The organism is Rhizobium skierniewicense Ch11, from assembly GCF_023757665.1.
GTDB classification, from domain to species: Bacteria; Pseudomonadota; Alphaproteobacteria; order Rhizobiales; family Rhizobiaceae; genus Agrobacterium; species Agrobacterium skierniewicense.
Window position 1 is genome coordinate 28,870 of sequence record NZ_RXPG01000030.1, and the last position, 22,513, is coordinate 51,382.

At 57.3% G+C, this 22,513-nt stretch carries 18 protein-coding genes; 10 read left to right on the top strand and 8 right to left on the bottom strand.

Annotated features, from left to right (window positions below):
- The first annotated feature begins 468 nt into the window (after positions 1–468).
- From EKM04_RS20100 to EKM04_RS20110, 3 genes are read left to right on the top strand one after another with little or no spacing between them, the layout of a single operon-like run.
- Positions 469–1,107, top strand: coding sequence for a TetR/AcrR family transcriptional regulator (locus EKM04_RS20100; RefSeq protein ID WP_183893002.1), 639 nt, complete (start codon positions 469–471; stop codon positions 1,105–1,107).
- 27 nt (positions 1,108–1,134) lie between these two features.
- Positions 1,135–2,265, top strand: coding sequence for an efflux RND transporter periplasmic adaptor subunit (locus EKM04_RS20105; protein ID WP_183893004.1), 1,131 nt, complete (start codon positions 1,135–1,137; stop codon positions 2,263–2,265).
- Between the two features lie 22 nt (positions 2,266–2,287).
- Positions 2,288–5,419, top strand: coding sequence for an efflux RND transporter permease subunit (locus EKM04_RS20110; protein WP_183893006.1), 3,132 nt, complete (start codon positions 2,288–2,290; stop codon positions 5,417–5,419).
- A gap of 253 nt (positions 5,420–5,672) precedes the next feature.
- Here EKM04_RS20110 and EKM04_RS20115 read toward each other — a convergent pair whose 3' ends face one another.
- Positions 5,673–6,206, bottom strand: coding sequence for a lipocalin family protein (locus tag EKM04_RS20115; RefSeq protein ID WP_183893007.1), 534 nt, complete (start codon positions 6,204–6,206; stop codon positions 5,673–5,675).
- Between the two features lie 366 nt (positions 6,207–6,572).
- Here EKM04_RS20115 and EKM04_RS20120 point away from each other — a divergent pair, with 366 nt between their 5' ends.
- Together EKM04_RS20120 and EKM04_RS20125 are read left to right on the top strand one after the other, a co-directional pair.
- A complete protein-coding gene (locus tag EKM04_RS20120) occupies positions 6,573–7,604 on the top strand; it encodes a GlxA family transcriptional regulator (protein WP_183893009.1) in 1,032 nt (343 codons plus the stop codon).
- A gap of 168 nt (positions 7,605–7,772) precedes the next feature.
- On the top strand, positions 7,773–10,262 hold the full coding sequence (locus tag EKM04_RS20125) for a methyl-accepting chemotaxis protein (protein ID WP_234910828.1): 2,490 nt from the start codon (positions 7,773–7,775) through the stop codon (positions 10,260–10,262).
- A gap of 53 nt (positions 10,263–10,315) precedes the next feature.
- Here the strand turns inward: EKM04_RS20125 and EKM04_RS20130 are convergent, their stop codons facing one another.
- Entirely contained in the window at positions 10,316–11,326 is a 1,011-nt protein-coding gene (locus EKM04_RS20130) for a Gfo/Idh/MocA family protein (RefSeq protein WP_183893011.1), read from the bottom strand.
- Positions 11,319–12,371 (bottom strand): Gfo/Idh/MocA family protein, encoded by a 1,053-nt coding sequence (locus tag EKM04_RS20135; RefSeq protein WP_183893013.1) that lies wholly within the window; start codon positions 12,369–12,371, stop codon positions 11,319–11,321. The genes EKM04_RS20130 and EKM04_RS20135 overlap by 8 nt, the downstream gene beginning before the upstream one ends.
- Before the next feature lie 188 nt (positions 12,372–12,559).
- Here EKM04_RS20135 and EKM04_RS20140 point away from each other — a divergent pair, with 188 nt between their 5' ends.
- The gene (locus EKM04_RS20140; protein WP_183893015.1) at positions 12,560–13,423 is read left to right on the top strand and encodes an SDR family oxidoreductase; all 864 of its coding nucleotides are present in this window, start codon (positions 12,560–12,562) and stop codon (positions 13,421–13,423) included.
- Between the two features lie 68 nt (positions 13,424–13,491).
- Here the strand turns inward: EKM04_RS20140 and EKM04_RS20145 are convergent, their stop codons facing one another.
- The 5 genes from EKM04_RS20145 to EKM04_RS20165 form a co-directional block, all read right to left on the bottom strand.
- Complete coding sequence (locus tag EKM04_RS20145) at positions 13,492–13,824, bottom strand: hypothetical protein (protein WP_183893017.1); 333 nt, start codon at positions 13,822–13,824, stop codon at positions 13,492–13,494.
- Positions 13,821–14,708: an NAD(P)-dependent oxidoreductase gene (locus tag EKM04_RS20150; RefSeq protein ID WP_183893019.1), complete on the bottom strand. Its 888-nt coding sequence runs from the start codon at positions 14,706–14,708 to the stop codon at positions 13,821–13,823. The genes EKM04_RS20145 and EKM04_RS20150 overlap by 4 nt, the downstream gene beginning before the upstream one ends.
- 70 nt (positions 14,709–14,778) lie before the next feature.
- Positions 14,779–15,534 carry an SDR family oxidoreductase gene (locus EKM04_RS20155; RefSeq protein WP_183893021.1) on the bottom strand — a complete coding sequence of 252 codons (756 nt, stop codon included), beginning with the start codon at positions 15,532–15,534 and terminating at the stop codon, positions 14,779–14,781.
- A 32-nt stretch (positions 15,535–15,566) separates the two neighbouring features.
- Positions 15,567–16,598: an L-idonate 5-dehydrogenase gene (locus EKM04_RS20160; protein ID WP_183893023.1), complete on the bottom strand. Its 1,032-nt coding sequence runs from the start codon at positions 16,596–16,598 to the stop codon at positions 15,567–15,569.
- Positions 16,599–16,608: 10 nt separating this feature from the next.
- The gene (locus EKM04_RS20165) at positions 16,609–17,556 is read right to left on the bottom strand and encodes a 2-hydroxyacid dehydrogenase (protein ID WP_183893025.1); all 948 of its coding nucleotides are present in this window, start codon (positions 17,554–17,556) and stop codon (positions 16,609–16,611) included.
- Between the two features lie 187 nt (positions 17,557–17,743).
- On the opposite strand from EKM04_RS20165, the gene EKM04_RS20170 reads away from it, so the two are divergent.
- The 4 genes from EKM04_RS20170 to EKM04_RS20185 all read left to right on the top strand — a co-directional run bounded on the left by EKM04_RS20170 (position 17,744) and on the right by EKM04_RS20185 (position 22,468).
- Positions 17,744–19,240, top strand: coding sequence for a sugar ABC transporter ATP-binding protein (locus tag EKM04_RS20170; RefSeq protein WP_183893743.1), 1,497 nt, complete (start codon positions 17,744–17,746; stop codon positions 19,238–19,240).
- Positions 19,241–19,257: 17 nt separating this feature from the next.
- Entirely contained in the window at positions 19,258–20,325 is a 1,068-nt protein-coding gene (locus EKM04_RS20175) for an ABC transporter permease (protein WP_174155792.1), read from the top strand.
- Positions 20,326–20,370: 45 nt separating this feature from the next.
- Complete coding sequence (locus EKM04_RS20180; protein WP_183893027.1) at positions 20,371–21,471, top strand: ABC transporter substrate-binding protein; 1,101 nt, start codon at positions 20,371–20,373, stop codon at positions 21,469–21,471.
- 91 nt (positions 21,472–21,562) lie between these two features.
- Positions 21,563–22,468: an SMP-30/gluconolactonase/LRE family protein gene (locus EKM04_RS20185; RefSeq protein WP_183893029.1), complete on the top strand. Its 906-nt coding sequence runs from the start codon at positions 21,563–21,565 to the stop codon at positions 22,466–22,468.
- Positions 22,469–22,513: the final 45 nt, after the last annotated feature.

Consider the following 22,513-nt stretch of genomic DNA (forward strand, 5'->3'; position numbering starts at 1 on the left):
ATCTGCGCAGGCATGACGCCGCGACAGGGAGCCTCCCGTTTCGGCACTGGGGTTCTGATAGCCCTCTGATATTTCGCACAAATGGACGCTTGCATCCCGGTTGAGACCCAAACCGCGAATAACTATCCCCTCGATGAGCCGCTCTCTGCTTGGCGTTATCTGGTCGTGTGTTGATGTTTAAAGTCGGGGGGAATTTTGGCATATCGCCCCCTGATACGAAAGACAGCCCGCAATGATCAAGCCGTGTTCGCTTTGGTCCCGACGATCCCGTGGCTCAAATCTCTGCCAACACCTTACAGCGCTATCGCTGACCGCCCGCGTTCAAGGCTGTCACGAACCCCGATCCGGTCTGGTTTTTTAGGGGCAGCTCGATACGACATCTGACGCCGTTACCCTTGACGAATAATGATGTATGGCTTACGAATGACGAAATTCGAAAATCGTCATTCGTAAGAAAAGTTGATTGCCATGCCCCATCGCGCTTTGGAAAAGACCGCTGAAGACCCGAGAGAAGAGAACATATCTCGCATTCTTGATGCGGCGGAACGCGCGTTCCGTCATTTTGGTTATGGCAAGACGACTGTCGCGGACATCGCCAGTGACCTTGGGATGTCCACTGCCAATATCTACCGCTTCTTCGCCTCCAAAGTGGAAATCCATCAAGCAGTCTGTTCTCGCATGTTGGGAGAATGCAAAGCGCGGGCGCATGACGTCCGCGATATGCCTCTCAGCGCGGAACATCGGCTTCGCCTCTATGTCAAGGCCCACCACGAGTGGACCGTGGAGACAATGTTGGACGAAGCGAAAGTCCACGAGATGATTGTCGTGGCGATTGAGCGCGACTGGGACGTGATCGAAAAACACATTGATTATATTCAAGACATCATTGCGGACATTATTAGAGACGGCATCGAGGCCGGCGAATTTCCGCAGCAAGATCCCAGGGTTGCGTCGCAGTGCTTTGGTGCGGCGACAGTTACGTTGTGCCACCCCCAGATGGTCGCCCAGTGCCGGTCAAAAGACAACCGGGCTCCCGTAGATGATCTCATTGGGTTTGCGATCGGAGCCTTGAAAACCACGAGCTTCCGTCAAGACGACAGCATTTGATACCCACCGGCCCTAAAGGTTACGAAAATGATATCCGATAAAACGATAAGATCGCCGTTTGCTCTCGTTGTCTTGAGCGTCCTTGTTTTCGGTCTCGCTGGCTGCAGCGACGAACAAAAGGAGGAGGTCAAAGATGTTACGCGTCCGGTCAAAACCATTGAGATCTCTGATCATCAAAGTCAAAAGACGCTGGTGTATTCTGGCGCCGTAAGGGCACGGGTGGAGTCCAGTCTCGGCTTTCGCGTGGCCGGAAAAATCGTGGAACGATCGGTCAATATCGGTGATCGCATCAAGCCCGGCGACGTGCTGGCAAGGCTGGATTCCAAAGATCTCGAGCTGAGCTTGCGAACTGCCGAAGCAAACTTGAAAGCAGCAGAAAAGGGTGTCGCTACGGCCGACCTCGCCAGCAGGCGTGCTCAGCAACTCTATGAAAAAAATGCGGTGGCTCAGTCGCAGCTTGAACAGGCCCTGCTGACCTACGATCAGGCGGTTTCAACCCGCGACGCAGCCGAAGCCGCTTTTGACCAAGCCAGAAATCAGGTTGATTACGCGAAACTCCGGTCAGACGTGAGGGGGATTGTGACGGCAATTGCCGCTGATGCGGGAACCGTGGTCGCTGCCGGTACGACGGTTGTCACCGTCGCGCTGGACGACGAGAAAGAAGTGCAAATCGCTGTTCCTGAAAACGAGATTACAGAGTTTCGTCCCGGTGCCGCGGTCAAGGCAAGTTTCTGGTCCGACGCCGCCCTGATTCTGGAAGGAAAGGTGCGTGAAGTCTCCGGAAGCGCAGATCCGCAATCACGCACCTTTTCCGTACGCGTCAGTCTGCCCGAAGATTCCCGTGTCCTGCTGGGCATGACGGCCACAATCGAGAAGAACACGCATGATACGAACGGCAGTTACGTCATCCCTCTTTCGGCGCTTGCCGAAAAGAACGGGCAGAAGATTGTGTGGGTTGTCGACACGCAAACCTCGACGGTGAATGCGCGTGAAATCGGCGTTGGCGACTTTACAGCCGATGGTATCAACATCGCGACCGGACTTGGCGTCGGCGATGTCGTTGTCGTCGCTGGTACGCAGTTCATGACCGATAATCTCAAGGTGAAGATGCAAGCGCAGCATGCGGCTCAGCTACAGTCCGCTGCACCCATCCGTTAGGCCCAATCAAGGAAGAATTCTTATGGAAAAGTCGAATGAGGGGAAACATCCCTTCAACCTGTCGCGTTGGGCGATCGGTCATCCAAGCATTGCGCGCTTCCTGTTCGGGCTGATTCTGATTACCGGTGTGCTTGGGCTAACCCGGATGGGTCAGAAGGAAGATCCGGACTTTACCTTCCGGGTAATGGTGGTTCAAGCCATTTGGCCGGGGTCGTCCATTCAGGAGATGCAGGATCAGGTTGTCAACAGGATCGAGCGAAAGCTCCAGGAGACACCGCATCTGGATTGGGTAAAATCCTACACGCGTGAAGGAAGCGCAATCATCACGCTCCAGGTGAAAGGCGACACCAATGCGGCTGAAGTCGCCGATGCCTTTTATCAGGTCCGAAAGAAGGTCGGCGACATATCCAACGAGCTCCCGGAGGGTTTGCTCGGCCCGTATTTCAATGACGAATTCGGTGATACATTCATCACACTGCATTCGATCAGTGGTGAAGGGTTCAGCTATCCTGAACTGAAGAAGCTGGCCATTCAGGCTCGTGATATGCTGCTGACCACGCCGGGCGTTGAAAAGGCTGTGATCATTGGTGACCAGCCCGAGAAAATCTTCATCGATGTGTCTTCAAAGTCGCTTGCCGAGCGTGGACTGACCCTCACGGATCTTCAGAATGCCATTAGAGGCCAAAACAGGGTTGATCCTGCGGGCACCGTCGATACCGGCCTGCGGTCTGTTCGTATTTCAGTCGAGGGAGATGTTAAAAAAGCCGAGGATATCCGAGAGTTGCGGTTGCGAGCCGGCGGGCAGATCACTCGTCTAGGGGACATTGCCACCGTTACCGCAGGCCTTGAAGACCCCTATCAGCGCAAATTCCGCTTCAATGGCTCAGACAGCGTGCAAGTCGGCGTGGTCATGGCGAAGGGATTCAACGTTATCGACGTTGGAAAGGCGGTGGCTAAGACATACCGCAACTTTGAGAACGCTGTTCCATACGGCGTCCAAGTCGGTCAGATATCAAACCAGCCAGAGGTTGTTACCGAGGCCGTCGGCGAATTCATGAAGGCATTGGTCGAAGCACTCGTCATCGTCCTTGTCGTTTCTTTCCTGTCGATCGGGTGGCGCTCCGGTCTGGTCATCGCCATCACCATTCCACTCGTTCTCGCCGCAACCTTTGCGATTATGTATGAGCTCGGTATTGATCTACAGCGAATTTCTCTCGGCGCACTGATTATTGCGCTCGGACTGCTGGTCGATGACGCTATGATCGTTGTGGAAATGATGGAGCGCAAGCTCGAAGAGGGATTGATCAAGGTAGAGGCGGCGAGCTTCGCCTACACCTCGACCGCCTTCCCGATGTTGACCGGCACATTGATTACCATCGCCGGCTTTATTCCGGTGGGATTTGCGGAATCGACCGCTGGTGAGTATGTCAGCTCGCTCTTTTATGTCGTTGGTATTGCGCTTGTCACGTCCTGGTTCGTGGCCGTTTATTTCACGCCCTGGCTGGGAAACATGATCCTCAAGCAAAGAGCCCATGCCGGCGGACACCACGACGTCTTCGATACCCGGTTCTACCGAACTCTGGGTGCATCCGTGGCCTGGGCGGTACGGCATCGGATCATCGTTCTGGCCATGACGTTCGGCGTTTTCGCGGGCAGCATATGGGCTTTCCAGTTCATTCCGCAGAACTTTTTTCCGCAGTCATCACGCCCGGAGATTCTCGTCGACCTCTGGCTGCCTGAGGGCACGAGCATCAAGGAAGTTGAAGTTCAGGCAAAAGCGCTCGAACAAAAAATTATTGGCGACACCGACAAGCAGTTCATCGCGACCTATATCGGTGAAGGCGTACCGCGTTTCTTCCTTCCGCTTGATCAGCAACTGCGTAATCCCAATTTTGCGCAGCTTCTCGTCATGGCCAAAGACGAGGCAGCGCGCGAGCGCCTCATCATCAAGCTTCGCGGCATTTTGGCCGAAGACTTTCCATCCGTCAGAGGCAAGGTCGACCGGCTTTTCCTGGGGCCACCCACAGGCTGGCCCGTGCAGATGCGCGTGCAGGGACCGGACCGCCAGGAAGTTCGACGAATTGCCGATGAGGTCAAAGCAATTTTTGCCAAAAATCCTGCGCTCAGTGCCATTCATGACGATTGGCTGGAGCAGATCCCCGCGATGAAGCTGGTGATTGATCAGGACCGCGCCCGCGCGCTCGGTGTCACATCCCAACGTGTTCGCCAGATGCTGCAGGCGGCCATGACGGGCGTCCCGATCGATGACTTCCGCTCGGGCGAGGAAACCGTCTCCATCGTTGTTCGGGAGCAGGATAAGACCAGGTTGCTGCTATCAGCAGTCAACTCGGTCTACGTACCCACGGATTTTGGTGGCTTCGTGCCCGTCTCGCAAGTTGCCAAGGTTGTTCCCATCCTTGAGCAGGGTATCGAATGGCGTCGCGACCGGTTGCCTACGATTACGGTGCGCGCCACCTTGCCTGACGGTGTGCAGCCAAACGATGTTGTCCTGAAAATGTATGCCGATATGCAGGCGATGCGTGACAATCTGCCCACGGGTTATAAAATCGAAATTCAGGGCGGCGCTGAGGATGCCGCCGAAAGCCAGGCGTCGATCGCCGCGAAAGCACCGATCATGCTTCTTGTCATCGTTGTGCTCCTGATGGTGCAATTGCAGCATTTCGGTAAGGCCATGCTCGTTCTGGCAACGGGGCCACTTGGCATCATCGGTGCGGCTGCCGCGTTGCTGATCAGCGGCGCACCCTTCGGCTTCGTCGCCATTCTTGGCGTTATCGCGCTGCTGGGTATCATCATCCGAAATTCGATTATCCTGGTGGACCAGATTGATCAGGATATTGAAGCCGGATTGCCTCGCCACGAGGCAATCGTGGGGGCTGCGGTGCGACGTTTTCGTCCTATCGCGCTGACCGCGCTCACGGCCGTCCTCGCGCTCATCCCGATTTCCCGCGGGGTCTTCTGGGGGCCGCTCGCCTTCGCTATGATGGGCGGCATCCTCGTTGCCACGGTGTTGACCGTTTTCGTTCTTCCGGCTGCGTATGCACTGTTCTTTGGCAAGGACCGTAAGACGAACGCCACCGATCAAGACAAGAAGCTCTTGGATAAAGGCGTTGAGGGTCATGGCGCCGCAACATAGGGTGCCTGACCATTGATGCTATTTGCATAGGCGAGCATCAGTACATTTGATTGACGCAGCAGGCCGCGTCGTTCGCGGCCTGTTTTTTATGTGCTCGACACGGCGTTCAATCTCAGGCAGGCGACCGCGCGTGAAACCATGGTGTGACGCCGATCTGGTGCGCGCCGACACCATACTTGAGAGCTTGGAGGCATCGCACCAGAGCGTGGACCGACAATGCGCGACAAACTCGCTATTAAGGTGTGATCTGGCGTCAGTGCCGGGTCCATCGGAGAAGGCCAGTATCGTATCCCAGAGACCGCGCCTTGCCGACAAGCATTTTGCGCGTTTGCTCCGAGGGTTTCGCCGTTCTCGTCAGGATCCACAAATATCGTCCGGAGGGTTCGCCGACGATCGACCAGGTGTAATCCGGCGCGTGGTCGAGAATCCAGTAGTCGCCGTAAAAGGGTCCGAAGAACGATACCTTAAGCTTGGCGTTGCCGCTGCCCGGTACAATCTTGGCGCGGCCCGCAACCGCCTTTCGGGCGCCATCGATCCGGCCCTTCCGGCAGGTGTTCATGACATTGATCATGCCGCCGTCTCCCAGCGTGTAGTCGGCTGTGACGCCTTCGCAATCGGTCTCGAAGCGGTTTTCGTACCGCGCTAGCTCAAACCATTGACCCACATAACGGTTCAGTTCGACGGTTCTGGCGGGCTCGGGAACAGATCTGTTGCCGACAGGTCCAACGGGACTGCAGGAAGCCAGAACAGCGCCAGCAAAGAGGGCAAGAATAGACGTGGTTTTCATGAAGCATGAAATGAAGCGATCTTCATAAAGTTCCGGTCGTAGATCGGATAATGCATCCAACCCACGCGATCAGTTGTGCCGCCCGTTGAAATTCTGTCTGCCAAAATCGCGCTCGACCGTTATCGCAATCACCAGTCCCTACATCTAAGCAAGGCTCGAGCTGGACATTTTCGATCTGGTTATGCGCAAGCGTGCGGGTGGCCTTCGTCTGAAGCCCTTCCCAGAAAGCGCCGGCTTTTCCCATGCAGTCAAAGGACGTGCATCATTCTTGATTGCCGCATAAGCATAAGAAACTTGCAGATCCCAAGGTTGCTGGCAGATTGAGCCTGTCACTGAATGCATCGACAAAAATCGGAACGACGAACCATGCCATCGCGAAGCAAGCATTCCCCATCCAAATCATCGGCGCTGCTGAAGGTCGGGTTCGTTCTGGGGCGCTCTTTCACGCTCTCTCCCTTTGCGCTTTTCGTCGACACGTTGCGGCTTGCAGGCGATGAGTTGGATCATTCGGGCAGAATACTGACCGATTGGGATGTGCTGGGTGACACGAGGCATCTCATACGGTCAAGTTGTGGCGTCAGTATCGCGCCAACGAGCGATCTCGTCGCGCCCGAACGGTTCGACGTGCTGGTTGTCGTTGGCGGGCTGCTTGGTCAGGAAGTCGCCTGCAGCGACCGAACGCTCGACTATCTCAGACAAGCCGCCGCACTGGGCATTCCTCTGATCGGCGTTTGCACAGGTTCCTTTATTCTGGCTGAGGCCGGTCTCCTGACAGATCACGAAGCCTGCGTCAGCTGGCTCCATTTCGAGGCGTTCAGGGAAAGATTTCCGGAGTTGAGCGTGCGACCGGACCGGCTTTTCAATTTCGATGGCAAGCGAGGGTCCTGCGCGGGTGGCGCCAGCGCTGCGGATCTCGCCGCCTTCATCGTTCGCAGCTGGGTCGGTCGCGACGCCGAGCGCAATGCCCTCGATATCCTGCAGATCGCCTCGCCGCGCAAGGCGGATGACAGTCAATCCAGAGCACCTCTACAACAGAAAGATCCGGCCATCGAAATGGACCGACGCGTCAATGCCGCGCTTCTGCTCATGGAGCAGCATGTGGCGGAGCCTATCAGTATCGAACGTCTCGCGCAGGCTGTCCAGCTGTCACGCCGGCAGCTCGAGCGTCTGTTTCACGACGTCATGGGCCATTCACCAGCGGAAGCATACAAAATACTTAGGCTCAGGCGAGCCAATCACCTCATCGTCAGTACGAACAGGCCTTTGATCGACATTGCGCTCGATGTGGGTTTTGGTAGCGCATCCAACATGGGACGATCGTTTCGCAGGGTTTATGGAACATCTCCCGGTACGCTGAGAGGGAAGGCCCTGCCGCCATTCGACCCTGCCGCTGGATAGCTTCAATAACAGCGAACCTCGCCAGTAAACCGACGATGTGGCCCGCAGGGCTCTCAGTAAACCGGGGTGCTCCAAGGATTTGGTTGGATTTAAGCAGTTTTTTATTCATTTCCTCCTAATGTTTTTTCGAAAGTCGGGCGGCGTCACGCTGCGGGGAGAGATGAGAACATGAAATTGTCCCAGAAGGTGAAATCCATCGGTTTCAGAACATCGAGCGGGATGGCTTTGCTGCTCATGTCGGTCGTGCTGGTCGCATTTGTCGGGATCAGTGGCATTGGAAGCCTGACGGGTGCTGTCTCTCAAACCGTGGATACGTCCAAGGTTCTGATTGGAGCCAACCAGGCTGAAGGCGCCATTATCCAGTATCTCGTCAGCAAGGAGCCCCAGCGGATTGATCAGGCCGCCAGTGCTCTTGAAACAGCGCAAGCGACACTCACCTCTCTCCCCTTATCGGCAGACGAAAGAACGCGGCTGCTGGATGGCATCACGAGGATGTCAAACGCGGTCCGCGCTCTTGGAGTGTCTCAGGATGCTATCCAGAAAACAGGTATCGCGCTGCGCGATGTCACCGGTAGCATGGTTACCCTGGCTGACCAGACGGAAAAGTCTGCACAGGATATCGCCAACCAGGCCGAAACAAACTCGAACAATGCTCTCATCAGCCTCAACACCATCCGTATTCTGATCCAGAATGCGAGCACTTTCAGCGATGGAATCAATGGGGTCGAGTTGGCGCTGGTCAAAGCCTCGACGCAGGTTGGACAGATATCGGCCGATCAGATCGCAGAACCGATGGCTCGTGCTCAAGCGGGCCTGACTGAAGTTGTCAAGCTGGGAGGAGCACCGAACATCCAGCCGATCGTCAGCAGCATGGAGGGGACTTTTGCTCAGATCCAGACGACCATGTCAAAAGATAATGGCGCGGCTTTGGCCGCGACACAGGACTATTCCCTGTTCGCCAAGGTTTTGACCGCGTCTCACAAGCTGGACGAGGTGCTTCGTAAATCCGCAGAAACGGAACTGACGGCCAAAAGCGAAACAGACAAGGATCGGTCTAAGGCGCGTATCGTTTCCGGCACCGCGCGCAACTTCAGCAATGTCTTGAAAGACATTCTGGTTCAGGTCGAACGCTATCGTCTTCAACCCTCTGCCGACGCTGATACCACCGTGAAAGCAGGCCTGAAGAAAGCAGCAGCGCTGGGCGGCATGCTGGCAAAGACGACGGGCACTGACATGACCGCAAGTGTTGCGCAACTGGGCCAGACTTTCGATGCCATGAAGGCGAATTTGGCATCGTTCGATCAGCAGGCGTCGCTGGTCGTGTCGACATCGCAGAGCGTCACGAACGGTATTGTCGAGATCGCAGGCAAGATTGCGTCGGAATCGGAACTTCAGGGCAGCCAGGGTACGTCGTGGATGTGGGGTGCCGGTTCGTTCAGCCTTCTTCTGGCGATAGCCATTGCGCTCTTTATGGTCCGCTCCGTTGCGCGGCCGATGGTGCAGGTTGCGCAGGCCATGGCGCGTCTGGCGAAGGGGGAACCGGATGCGCATCTGAAACTGGCAAAGACCGACAACGAAATCGGGGAGATGATCGGCGCGCTGCAGGTGTTTCAGGATAACGACCGCGCCCGCATCCATGCAGAAGCCGAGGCGGGTCGCGAACGGCAGCAAGCGGAAAGTCTGCGGCTTGAACGCGAGGCCGAGCGTGTGACGGAAGCGCAAGCCATGGAGCATGCGTTCCGGCAGATCTCGGGCGGTCTGGACGCCCTGTCCAAGGGGGATCTGACGGCGCGCATCGGAGCGGTCGATTCCCGGTACGAGCGTATCAGAGATCACTTCAACAGCGCGGTTTCCGCGTTGGAAGACGCCATCGGCGCTGTTATCGTGAGCGTTGGGACAATCCAGTCGGGCTTGTCGGAAATATCGAGCGCATCCAACGATCTTGCTCGCCGCACGGAACAGCAGGCGGCCTCCCTCGAAGAAACCGTTGCTGCTTTGGGCGACGTGGCCAGTGGGATAAACAGCACGGCCGATGGCGCGGACCACGCACAAAAGACTGTCGCACTCGCCAAGACGAACGCCGAAAGCGGTGGCGTTGTTGTGGAGCGCGCTATCAACGCGATGAGCGAAATTCAGACTTCATCGGTAAAGATCGGCAACATCATCGGTGTGATCGACGAAATTGCATTTCAGACGAACCTGCTTGCGCTCAACGCAGGGGTCGAGGCGGCGCGTGCCGGGGAAGCCGGCAAAGGCTTTGCCGTCGTCGCACAGGAGGTGCGCGAGCTTGCGCAGAGATCCGCAAATGCTGCGCGCGAAATCAAGGGTTTGATTTCGACCTCGACAGCGCAGGTGACGGCAGGCGTCAAGCTCGTTGATGAAACGGGGATATCACTCAGGGACATCTGTGAGCAGGTCGGCGGGATCAGTGCCATCATCGACAAGATTGCGATGGCGGCAAGAGAGCAGGCCGCAAGTCTGCGCGAGGTATCCGCAGCAGGCGACGCGATGGACAAGGTCACTCAGCAGAATGCAGCGATGGTCGAGGAGACAACCGCCGCGTCTCAAACCCTCCTGCATGAGACTGAAACGCTGGCCCAGATGGTGGAGCATTTCGCAACCCGTCGTTCAACGGGCGTCGGTCTGCGAGCCGCTTAAAGCTTGTCGTCTGATGATCGTGGTGCCCTGTGGGAAGGCTGACCTCCAAAAGGTCAGCCTTCCTCGGCTTTTGCCTGTGCCTGAAGCGCCAGTTCGCACACTTTGAAAACGTGGTCCTGCTTCATCGCCGTGTCCGTGCGGTTGCGGATATCGGCGCAGATTTTGCCGAAATAGGGGAGACCCGCATCGGAGGCGTCGATATATTCGCAGCGGTCGCCATTGACGAGAATGAGCCGATCGGTTCCTTGCGTGTTTCCGATATCGACATATTTGCGAAGCTCCACATATCCGTCCGTCCCCAGGATCGTCAGGCGGCCATCACCCCAGGTGGGCAGGGCGTCGGGCGTGTACCAGTCGACGCGAATATAGCCATGGCCGCGGTCGCCGTGGAGAAGGATTTCGCCGAAGTCCTGAAGACCGGGATCACCGGGGTTGTTGTAGTTTGCAACGGTCGCCGAGACGATGTCGACCTCGGTGGATCCGGTGAAGAACATGAACTGATCGATCTGATGGCTCGCAATATCGGTCAATATGCCGCCATAGGCTTCCCGTTCAAAAAACCAGCTCGGTCGTGTTGCGCGGTTGAGGCGATGCGGACCCATGCCGATTGTCTGGATGACACGGCCGATTGCACCCTCGGCCACAAGCTCGGACGCCTTCGTGACGCTTGGAACTTCGAAGCGTTCTGAAAAATCGATCGTCCAGATGCGCTCGGTGCGGGCCACGGTTTCGTGCAGGCGGGTCAGTTGTTCAAATGTCGTGCAGCCCGGTTTGTCGGACATCACATCCTTGCCAGCCTCCATCGCGCTGATGGCGAGATCAGCCCGCTTTGCGGGAATGTCTGCGATGAGGACAAGATCGACAGCTGCGTCGGCCAGCAGGTCATCTTTTGACGCGGCGCGCGGCACGCCGGGAAACCGCTTGATGAATCCCTCGACGATATCGGGTTCGCCTTCGGTCCACCATCCAGCGAATTCTGCTCCTGCATCGAGCATGTTTTGCGCCATGCCGAAAATATGGCGATGTTCGATACCCAGAGCCACGAACTTGATGGATTTATGCATACGATAGTTCCACATCCTTGCGATGTTCGGCAGACTGGACGATGGCGTCGATCAATTGATGCGACAAAAGGGCGGCTTCACCGGTGACCAGCGGCTCGCGACCTGAAGAGATAGCATCGACAAAATCCTCAAAGACGGCCTGATGCCAGTCAGGGGTGAAGGCCATCGGGTCTGCGCCTCCGCCTGTGCCTGACGCTGCGCCACCAAAGGTTTCTTCACGGCCATCGCGCCAGCTTACATGCAGCAATCCAGAGGCAAGTCTGAGACTGCCTTGCTCGAAATGCAGCTCGATCTTTTCCGCAGACCCAGGAAAGCTTGCCGTACTCGCAACCAGGGAACCGACGGCACCGCTTTTGAATCGCAAGCCCGCGCTGACATAGTCCTCCGTTTCCATGATGTGGAACCGTGTTGTCGCGGCCATTGCCTGTACGAACGAAACCGGCCCTGTCATGCTGAGGGCAAGGTCTATGGTGTGAATGGCCTGAGATATCAGTACGCCGCCGCCATCTCTTGCCAGTGTTCCGCGACCCGGTTCGTCGTAATAGGACTGAGGACGCCACCACGGCACTGAAATTTCGCAAATGCCCAGCTTGCCCAACAGGCCGGAGGCGACCAGGTCCATCGCTTTACGGGAGGCGTCACGCATACGATGTTGAAAAATAACGCCGAGAGTCACGCCAGCCTGTCGACACATGTCGACGATCAATCGGGCTTCGGCGGCGTTTCGCGCAACGGGTTTTTCCAGAAGGATATGCTTGCCTGCTTCCACCAACGGCTTGATGATGTCTGCGCGTATGTTGGGAGGGGTGGCGATGATCGCAAAATCAATGTCGCGATCTTTGGCGGCATCGTCAACGGACGCGTAGACGGAGACAGTCTGGCCCGTGCGCTCCGATGCCTCGCGTGCCAGCGCCACCGCACGGCCTGAGCCACTGTCAACGAAGCCTTTGAGCCTGATCTTAGTCGAACTTGCCGCACAGGCGAGCATATGCGTTTTGGCAACCATTCCGGCACCGACGATAACGCCGGTTTTGATATCATGCATTCGCGAGCCTCCCTTCTCACAAGAGGGGACCATTGCATGAGGGCGTAGGCTCGTCAACGAAGGGTGGCAGGGAATGACCAGCCTGCGGCGTCGTTATTTCAGGACATCTAAAGTAGAATTCGAAAAAGTTAGGAACTCACACGGCTTGGGTTGGTTAGTCTTACACCATCCTCAATCTGGAGATATTGATGACCGACGTAAAACGTCCCACGCCACCATACGCATCGCAGGCCCAATCGCCACCCGGTACGACAGACGCAATGCAGCCACGGCCAGACCACGGCGAAGATTCCTATAAGGGCAGCGGTCGGCTCGAAGGCAAGGTCGCTCTCATCACCGGCGGGGACTCCGGCATTGGCAAAGCCGTCGCCATCGCATTCGCACGCGAGGGAGCGGATGTCGTCATATCCTACCTGAACGAAGACGAAGATGCCAAGGATACCGCAGAATGGGTGACGAAGGCTGGCCGAAAGGCGGTCGTCATTCCGGGCGATATCAAATCTGAAGAGCATTGCCAATCGTTGGTTCAGAGAACGGTCGATGAGTTTGGCCGCGTCGATATTCTCGTCAACAATGCAGCGTTCCAGCGTACCTATGACGATATTTCCGATATCACCGCTGAAGAATGGGATGAAACATATCGGACGAATATCTATGCCCCGTTCTTCCTTTCCAAGGCCGCAATTGGACATATGAAGCCGGGAAGTACGATCATCAACACGACGTCCATTCAGTCCCGTCAGCCCTCTCCGCAGTTGCTCGCCTATGCGTCCACAAAGGGCGCCGTCTCGAATTTCACAGCGGGTCTCGCTGCAATGGTTTCGGAAAAAGGTATCCGGGTAAATGCCGTCGCCCCGGGACCAATCTGGACGCCGTTGATACCATCAACGATGCCTGCCGATAAAACCGAGAGTTTTGGAGAAAAGACACTGATCGGTCGGGCAGGTCAGCCCGCAGAACTGGCTGGAGCCTATGTCCTTCTGGCGTCAGAACTCAGCAGCTACATGACGGGAGCGGTCATTCCCGTGACCGGCGGCGAGATCATGATCTAAAGATATGGATTGAGAGGAGGCTTCCATTGCTGGCAGCCTCCTCTGACCTTTCCGGCACGTGTGTCGGCTTAAAGCTGGAATTCGTTGGCAAGTGTCACGTGATGATGAATGCGACCTTCGAAAAATTCCGACAAGACAGCCTCTGTCGCCGCACGGGCCTCGATGCGCACAGGGCTGGCAAGCGCTGCTTCAACGGCTTCCAAATTCGGATAGTTGATTGCCAGGATCATCGGCAGTTCGGGCGCGCCTTCGTCGCGTGCCTCTGCAAAGGAAACACGCACATCGCTCGCCTGTGGAAATTGCTTCCATTTCGGCAAGATACGCTCGATGACGGCTTTGCGAAATGCGTCTGTCTGGCCATCTTTCACTTTGCCCTCGAACAGAGCGTAGCGGGTAATCATTCTGAAATCTCCTTGTTTGGTCCCTTGAAAAATTCCATCAGTGCCGCCTGATCCTCACCACCGAGGCCTGCTGCCGTCAGCATGCGGTGGATTTCGGCGCAGAGCGCCGTGAGCGGCATGGCCGTGTTTGTCCGTCGCGCCAGATCCTGCGCGCCACTCAGGTCCTTGACCATGTTGTCGATACGGCCGGTGCGGCGATAATCCTTCGAGACATAACGCGGCATGTATTCCTGCAAAATCGCGCTGTCGGCTCGCCCGCCCTTCAGCGCCTGTGGAATTTTTGCAGCATCCACCCCGGCATCGAGGGCCAATTGCGTGGCCTCGGCAACGGCAAGGAAACCAAGGCCGCACAGGACCTGATTGATGAGTTTGGTCGTCTGCCCAGCACCGACCGGGCCCATATGCGTGTAGTTGCTGGCAACGTCTTTCAGCACATGATGGGCATCGTCGACATCGCCCTGCGTTCCGCCCGCCATCAGCGTCAATTGACCGATGAGAGCCTTCGGCGCGCCGCCGGACAAAGGACTATCGACCCAGCGCAGGCCTTTTTCAGCGGCATCCGCACCGAGTTGTCTGGTCGCCTCAGGGTCGATTGACGACATGTCGATCAGCAACGTCCCCGGTTTAGCGCCGGCCGCCACACCGGCCTCACCGAACACGGCGCGACGGATGATGCCGGGCGAATTGAGACTGAGAATAACGTAGTCGCTGACAGAAGCGGCGTCCGCTGCGGTTTTGGCAGACGATGCACCCTTATCTACAAGGATCTGGACCTTCTGCTGGTCGAGATCGAAGACCGTAAGGTGATTGCCGGTTTCGAGCAGGCGGGTTCCGATTGCCCCACCCATGGCGCCTGCACCGATCAACGCGATCCTGTTGCCCATACTCAATCCCCTCCCGGTTGCTGATGATACTCGAAAGTGCTGTTTTCAGTGGTGGTGCTTGCCGGCTTTGTCAGAGCGAAGCGGTGATCCCGCCATCCACATAAAGAATGTGCCCGTTGACGAAGGACGATGCGTTCGATGAGAGGAAGATGCAGGCGCCGACGAGTTCCTCGACTTTGCCCCAGCGTCCTGCCGGCGTACGTTTTTCAAGCCAGGCGGAAAAATCAGGGTCGGCGACAAGGGCTGCGTTGAGCGGCGTATCGAAATAGCCGGGTGCAATGGCGTTGCATTGCAGACCGTACTTCGCCCAATCGGTTGCCATGCCCTTGGTCAGGTTGCCGACAGCACCCTTGGTTGCAGTGTAGGGCGCTATTCCCGGTCGGGCGAGCGCCGTTTGCACGCTGGCGATATTGATGATTTTGCCTGTGCCACGTTTGATCATGTGGCGGGCAACCGCCTGGCCGACATTGAAAACGGTGGAAATGTTGGTCTTGAGCAGCATCTCGAATGCATCTGCTGGAAAGTCTTCCAGCGGTGTCCGGTGCTGCATGCCAGCGTTGTTGACGAGAATGTCGATAGGGCCGATATCACTCTCGAACGTATCAACGGCTTGGCGAACGCGTGCATGATCCGTGGCGTCGAAGGCAAGCATATGGCGTGTACCGAGGGCATCCGCTGCCGCTTTGAGTTTCGTCTCATCACGGCCGTTCAAGATGACGTCCGCACCGGCCGCAGCGAGGCCTTGCGCCAAGGCATATCCGATGCCCTGGGATGAACCGGTGACGAGGGCACGCTTGCCTGTGAGGTCGAAAAGTTGAGTGCTCATGTTTACTCCCGAAACGATCGCGGCTTTATCGGTCAGCGGAATGCGATCTGCGTCTTCATCGATTGCCCCTTGTCGGAAGCGATTTCAAAGGCTTTGAGCGCATCCGACAAAGGCAAGGTATGGGTTATCAAGGGTTTGACGTCGATCAGTCCGCCTTGCATGAGTTGAACGGCAGTGGCGAATTCCTCGTGAAAGCGGAAGGAACCGCGAAGGTCCAGCTCTTTGGCGGTGATCGCCATCATCGGCAGGGTCATGTCGCCGCCAAGGCCGAGCTGCATGATAATGCCGCGTGGGCGCAAGGCGTGAATGCCGCTGACGAGCGCAGGCTGCGCGCCCGAGCATTCGTAGAGAATATCGAAATAGCCCTTGTTCTGGCTGAAGGGCGCCAGACCATCAGGGTTCTCGGAAAGGTTGATCGTGCGGTCCGCGCCGACGGTGCGCGCAAAGCCGAGTGCGCGTTCGGAAAGATCGGCCGCGACGATTTCGCCGGCACCGGCACGGCGAGCGGCGAGAATGGAGAGCGTGCCGATGGGCCCGCATCCTGTGACCAGAACGCGCTTGCCCAGCAATTCGCCAGCACGGCGCGTCGCATGCAATGTCACCGACAAAGGTTCAGCCATGGCGGCCTCTCCCGCGCTGAGGCCATGGGCCTTGACGCATTGTTCTGCTTTGGCAATCAGACGTTCTCTAAACGCGCCCTGGATGTGCGGAAACGGCATCGCAGAGCCATAAAAGCGCATGTTGAAACAATGGTTCTGCATGCCCTTGAGGCAATATTCGCAGGCACCACAGGGACGCGATGGGGAGATGGCAACGAGATCGCCGATTGCGAGATGGGACACGCCTTCGCCCAGACTGGCTATATGGCCGGACACTTCATGACCCAGGATCATCGGCTCCTTGAGGCGCACGGTGCCGAAGCCACCATGGGCGTAGTAATGCAAGTCGGAGCCGCAAATACCTCCGCTGGCAAGACGTATCTCGACCTCGCCGGGACCGGGGGCCTCGACGGTCGCCTCGTCGATCCGCAAATCTTTCGGAGCGTGAATAACAAGTGCTTTCATCTGATGTCTCTCACAAAACCGGGGTCGGCAAGGGGCGGCCTTCGAAGTGGGCCGACAGATTGTCATAGACGAGCGCGCCCATCGCCTTACGCGTCTCGACCGTACCGGATGCCATATGCGGCTGCAACAACACGTTGTCGAGTGCCACGAAACGGGGGTTCAGTTTTGGCTCGCCTTCGAAAACATCGAGCGCTGCGGAGCCGAGTGCCTTGTTCTCGAGCGCGTCCAGCAGAGCATCCTCGTCTATATTGGATGCCCGTGAAATATTGATCAACATGCCCTGCGGCCCGAGCGCTTCGATCACATTACGACTGACGATGTGGCGTGTCGCGCTGGATGCCGAAAGGGTAACAAACAGAAAATCGGAGCGTGCGGCCAGTTCGGTCGGGTCAGCGATGAACGTCCAGTCTTTGGTGAAGTCTTTTGGGCCTGTCGAGCTGTAGGCAATATCCATGTCGAAGCCGGAAAGTCGCCTGGCGACTTCAAACCCGATACGCCCCAGGCCGAGGATGCCCACGCGCCTGCCGTGAACGCGCGACTTCAAGGGATAAAGGCCCTTCGTTGCCCAGTCGCCGCTCCTGACCCAGGCTTCGCCACCCATCATCCCACGCGCCTGCGCCAGCATCATGCCCACGCCAAGGTCCGCTACATCCTTGGTCAGAACGTCGGGCGTATTGGTGACGCGGATGCCGCGTTCGCGGGCAGCGTTCAAGTCCACCGCATCATAGCCAACGCCATATACGCTGATGATTTCCAGTTTCGGCAGAGCCTCGATCATGGCGCGATTGGCGCCCAGTTCTCCGCGGGTCGCAATGCCCCGGATTGCCGCACCATTGCTGCTTAAAAACGAAGCCTTTTCAGTGGCTTCGAAATAGCGGTGCATGGTGAAGCCGGCGTTCAGACGCTCTTCGTCCCATGCCGGATAGGGGCCGACTTGAAGAATTTCGATTTTGCTCACGACATCTCCTCCGATGCGTTGTTATCGATAACATAGGTTTGTGCAATGTCGTTGTCCAGTCCGAATTTGAGATTTGTCAGACCACCTGACGGACCCGGAATGAGACGTCCGGATAACTTTCAAAATGAAACTTGACTTTTATGTTATCGATATCATAGCCTCGGATATCAGGCTTTGGGAGGAGCGAATGGAAGCGGAAAAATTCCTGGAATTTCGTTCCGTGTCGAAGGAGTTCGGCGGCACGAAGGCAATCACCGATGTTTCCCTTGAGTTGAAACGCGGAGAGATTCTGGCGCTTCTGGGGGAGAACGGCGCGGGCAAATCGACGCTGATCAAGACGTTGGCCGGTATCTACAAACCCGATGCCGGCGAAATCCTGTTTCGCGGCGTGCCCTATCATCATCGTCCACCCAAGCCCAACCAGCGCCAGCCGGTCGCGTTCATTCATCAGGATCTCGGTCTCATCGAGTGGATGACGGTGGCCGAAAATGTCGGGCTGGCACAGGGCTTTTCCATGCGCCGCCAACTGATCGATTGGAAGACGACCGCAAAGCGTACCGCTGACGCCTTGAAACTGGTTGGCTGTGATTTCGATCCGACAACGCGTGTTCAGAACCTGACGCGAACCGAAAAATCGCTTGTCGCAATCGCTAGGGCCCTGGCTGTCGAGGCAGACGTGCTCGTGCTGGATGAGCCGACTGCCAGTCTTCCGGCAGACGAGGTTGAGCGGCTGTTCAATGCCATCAGGCCTTTGAAAGAGCGTGGGGTCGCGATGATCTACGTTTCTCACCGGCTCGATGAAATCTTCCGTATTGCTGACCGGGTTGCCGTCCTGCGCGATGGTCTTCTCGTGGGTGAAACAGCTGTTACCGATACCAACCCCGACGAACTCATTCGCATGATCGTCGGTCGAAAGGCCGACCAGCTTTTTGTAAAGGCGCACACCGCGCCGGGTGAAACTCTGGTTACCGTGGAAAAGCTGACGTGCCGTGGCGCCGGGCCGGTTTCCTTTGCTTTGCGACAGGGTGAACTTCTGGGCCTGGTGGGCCTGCGCGGTGCCGGTCAGGAACTGATCGGCCGGGCGTTGTTCGGCGTCGAACCGGCGACCGGTCAGGTCACGATCCGTGGCAAGACGCCCGATCTTCGCAGCCCTGAAACGGCGATCGCATCCGGCATTGGGTTGATCGCGCGTGATCGAACGGAGGAATCCGTGGCCATGTCACTCTCGCTGCGAGAAAACACCTTTCTCAATCCGGGTGCGTCTGGCAGGCCCCTGTTGAATTTTCTGTCGCCTTCGAAAGAGGCCGATCTGGCATGGTCTATTGGTGAGAAAGTCGGTCTTCGGCCCAATGAACAGTCATTGGCAATCGAGGCGCTTTCGGGTGGCAACCAGCAAAAGGTCGTCGTCGGGCGCTGGCTGGCGACGGGCCGCAAACTGCTCATTGCGGAAGACCCGACAGCCGGTGTCGATGTCGGTGCCAAAGCCGATATCTACCGATTGATTGCGGCTGCGGTAGAGGAGGGGCTCGCCGTGATCGTCATCTCGACGGATTTCGAGGAAATTGCCCATATCTGCCACCGGGCGCTTGTCTTTTCGCGCGGACAAATCGTGCGGGAATTGACCGGCGACGCATTGACCACATCCGCTGTCATTGCTGCAGCATCCGCCTCCGAAGCGGCCTGATTATCTGGAGAACGAAGATGCAATCCATCCAGTCCACCGCACTTGAGCCAACGAAAGCGGAGTTAAAGGGCCTGTCGACCGGCGATAGACTGCGGCGCTTTTTGCCGGTCTACGGTCTGGTGATCCTGACGGTTTTATTGATCTTGATCTTTTCCGTGATGCTGCCGGATACGTTCCCGACAGCGCTCAACCTTCGCTCGATCATCGCCAACAAGACGATCATCGCCATCCTGTCGCTTGCGGCGATGATCCCCATGGCCTGCGGGCGTATCGATCTCACCATCGGCTACGGCATCGTTCTCTGGCACATTCTCGCAATTAGCCTCCAGACGATGTACGGTTTTCCATGGCCCATTGCCGTGCTGACCGTGTTGATCCTGGGTGGCTTGACCGGTCTGTTGAACGGCGTGCTGGTGGAGATCGCCAAGATCGACAGCTTCATCGCGACGCTTGGCACCGGGACGGTCATTTATGCGATTGCGCTTTGGCACACCGGCGGTCGCCAGGTCGTGGGTGTTTTGCCGGATGGCTTCCTGGCTTTGAACGGCACCTTCGTCCTGGGTCTGCCTATCACCGGCTTTTACGTGGCTGCGCTTGCGCTGGTCATGTGGGTCGTCCTCGAATATCTGCCGATTGGCCGCTACACCTATGCCATCGGGGCAAATCCGAAGGCTGCGGCACTGAACGGGATTCCGGTGCGCCGCTTCGTGGTAAGTGCCTTCGTCATCTCCGGCCTGCTGTCAGCTCTGGCCGGTGTTCTGCTGGCATCGCGGTTGCGGATCGGACAGGCCAGTGTCGGGCTTGAATATCTCTTGCCGGCCCTGGTCGGCGCCTTCCTGGGTTCGACCACCATCAAGCCCGGGCGCGTTAACGTTTGGGGCACGATGATCGGCGTCATCATTCTGGCCGTTGGCATCGCCGGTATCCAGCAATTCGGTGGTTCGTTCTTTGTCGAACCCCTGTTCAACGGCGTCACGCTGCTCGTTGCCATCGGTATTGCCGGTTATGCCCAGCGGCGCCGAGGCGTGGCGGGCCTCATGAAGCCGAAAGGCATGCCCGAAAAGACGCTCGAAGAAAAAACCTGAGTGCATGCATCGTCGAAAACAGTGATTTCAATGGGAGGAAATACCATGAGACGCAGACAGTTACTCGCAAGCGCAGCATCCGCCGTGTTCGCCATCGTCATAGCCGGTCCGGCCTTTGCTGATGCAATGACCGACGCCAGGGCCGTCGTTGCCAAATATGCCAGCAAGGTCGAGAAATGGGATGGCCCGACGACCGGGCCAAAGGCGGCGGCCGACAAGTCGGTGGTCATCGTTGCGGCGGACATGAAGAACGGTGGCATTCTGGGCGTCGTCAACGGCATCGAAGAAGCTGCGAAGGCCATCGGCTGGAAAGTCAACGTGCTGGACAGCGCCGGTTCTGTCGAAGGCCGGACGGCCTCGTTCGGACAGGCGCTGACGCTGAAGCCGAACGGTATCATCATTGCCGGTTTCGATGCGGTCGAGCAGAAACCTGCCATGGCAGAAGCCAAGAAGGCCAATATTCCGATGGTGGCCTGGCATGCGGCACCTGCCGTTGGCCCGGTCGATGAGGTCGGCGTTTTCGCCAATGTCACGACGGATGCGATGGAAGTGTCCAAGGCCGCCGCCGATTACGCTTTCGTTGATGCGGGTGGCAAGCCCGGCGTGGTGATCTTTACCGATTCGACCTATGCCATCGCCATTGCCAAGGCCGACAAGATGAAAGCGGAAATCGAAGCGCTTGGCGGCACCGTGCTCGAATATGTCGATACGCCCATTGCCGAGACCTCTCAGCGCATGCCGCAGCTGACCACGACGCTGTTGCAAAAATACGGGGAGAAGTGGACGCATTCACTGGCGATCAACGACATCTATTTCGATTTCATGGGCCCTGCTTTGTCATCTGCTGGCATTCCGGGCGACGGAGCGCCCAAGAGCGTGGCGGCCGGGGATGGTTCGGAAAGTGCCTATCAGCGCATCCGTGCCAAGCAGTACCAATCGGTTACGGTGGCAGAACCTCTCAACCTTCAGGGCTGGCAACTGGTCGATGAGCTCAACCGCGCCTTTTCGGGTGAAAAGTGGTCTGGATACGTATCGCCATTGCATGTCGTGACCGTCGACAATGTCGAGTTCGACGGCGGACCGAAGAACTCGTTTGATCCGGATAATGGCTATCGCGACGCCTACAAGGCAATCTGGAGCAAATAAAATCAGCGGACGGTTGGTGTGCGGCCTTGCTGCAGACCAACCGATCGTTATCTTTGCGCAAAGTCTAAACAAGAGAGAAGGCGCCGATCAGATGTCATTCTTCGAAGTCGAAGACCCGGTCTTTTCCACGTTCGTGCTGGGGAATGCGCCACTCAAGAAACTTGGCACCGGCTTTGATTGGGTCGAAGGGCCGGTCTGGTTCGGAGATCATGATTGTCTCCTGTTTTCCGATATTCCCAACAACCGCATCATGCGCTGGAGCCCGTCTGCTGGCGTTTCCGTTTTTCGCGAGCCCTCGAATTTTTCGAATGGCCATACGCGTGACGGGCAAGGCAGGCTGGTCAGCTGCGAGCATGGCACGCGGCGGGTTTCACGGACGGAACATGACGGGACGATCACGGTCATTGCCGACAGCTATCAAGGGAAACGGCTCAACTCCCCCAATGATGTGATCGTGGCGTCGGATGGTGCCATCTGGTTTTCCGATCCACATTACGGCATTTCGACCGACTATGAGGGCTTCCGCGCAGAGCAGGAGCTGCCTTGCAACGTGTATCGTGTCGATCCCCTGTCAGGCGAAATCTGTGCGGTCCTGACGGATTTCAACTGCCCGAACGGTCTCGCCTTCAGCCCTGACGAGACGCGCCTCTATGTGGCTGACACCGGCCGGATGTTCTCCGATGACCCACGTCATATCCGCGTGTTCAACGTTGACGCGGGCTGGGGTTTGAGCGGCGGTGGCGTTTTTCACTCCATCGAGCCAGGCAGCGCGGATGGAATGCGTGTCGATGTGGCAGGCAATCTCTGGTCGTCTGCTGCCGATGGCGTCCACTGCATTGCGCCGGATGGGCGTCGGCTCGGCAAAATACTGGTGCCAGAGACCGTTTCCAACGTGTGTTTCGGCGGGCGGAACGGACATAGGCTGTTTATCACCGCGACCACGTCGATCTATTCGGTGTCACTTGCCATTCGCGGCCATACGCGCGGGCGTCACTAAGACCGCAGGTGCGGCAACGAAGAGTGGGGTAGGGGTGCATGCCAA

Bases quoted from the DNA above. Each gene is read 5' to 3' on its own strand.
- EKM04_RS20160 (WP_183893023.1), bottom strand. From the start codon at position 16,598: ATGAAAGCACTTGTTATTCACGCTCCGAAAGATTTGCGGATCGACGAG.
- EKM04_RS20125 (WP_234910828.1), top strand. From the start codon at position 7,773: ATGAAATTGTCCCAGAAGGTGAAATCCATCGGTTTCAGAACATCGAGC.
- EKM04_RS20115 (WP_183893007.1), bottom strand. From the start codon at position 6,206: ATGAAAACCACGTCTATTCTTGCCCTCTTTGCTGGCGCTGTTCTGGCT.
- EKM04_RS20170 (WP_183893743.1), top strand. From the start codon at position 17,744: ATGGAAGCGGAAAAATTCCTGGAATTTCGTTCCGTGTCGAAGGAGTTC.
- EKM04_RS20145 (WP_183893017.1), bottom strand. From the start codon at position 13,824: ATGATTACCCGCTACGCTCTGTTCGAGGGCAAAGTGAAAGATGGCCAG.
- EKM04_RS20100 (WP_183893002.1), top strand. From the start codon at position 469: ATGCCCCATCGCGCTTTGGAAAAGACCGCTGAAGACCCGAGAGAAGAG.
- EKM04_RS20185 (WP_183893029.1), top strand. From the start codon at position 21,563: ATGTCATTCTTCGAAGTCGAAGACCCGGTCTTTTCCACGTTCGTGCTG.
- EKM04_RS20180 (WP_183893027.1), top strand. From the start codon at position 20,371: ATGAGACGCAGACAGTTACTCGCAAGCGCAGCATCCGCCGTGTTCGCC.
- EKM04_RS20175 (WP_174155792.1), top strand. From the start codon at position 19,258: ATGCAATCCATCCAGTCCACCGCACTTGAGCCAACGAAAGCGGAGTTA.
- EKM04_RS20105 (WP_183893004.1), top strand. From the start codon at position 1,135: ATGATATCCGATAAAACGATAAGATCGCCGTTTGCTCTCGTTGTCTTG.
- EKM04_RS20155 (WP_183893021.1), bottom strand. From the start codon at position 15,534: ATGAGCACTCAACTTTTCGACCTCACAGGCAAGCGTGCCCTCGTCACC.
- EKM04_RS20140 (WP_183893015.1), top strand. From the start codon at position 12,560: ATGACCGACGTAAAACGTCCCACGCCACCATACGCATCGCAGGCCCAA.
- EKM04_RS20110 (WP_183893006.1), top strand. From the start codon at position 2,288: ATGGAAAAGTCGAATGAGGGGAAACATCCCTTCAACCTGTCGCGTTGG.
- EKM04_RS20120 (WP_183893009.1), top strand. From the start codon at position 6,573: ATGCCATCGCGAAGCAAGCATTCCCCATCCAAATCATCGGCGCTGCTG.
- EKM04_RS20150 (WP_183893019.1), bottom strand. From the start codon at position 14,708: ATGGGCAACAGGATCGCGTTGATCGGTGCAGGCGCCATGGGTGGGGCA.
- EKM04_RS20130 (WP_183893011.1), bottom strand. From the start codon at position 11,326: ATGCATAAATCCATCAAGTTCGTGGCTCTGGGTATCGAACATCGCCAT.
- EKM04_RS20135 (WP_183893013.1), bottom strand. From the start codon at position 12,371: ATGCATGATATCAAAACCGGCGTTATCGTCGGTGCCGGAATGGTTGCC.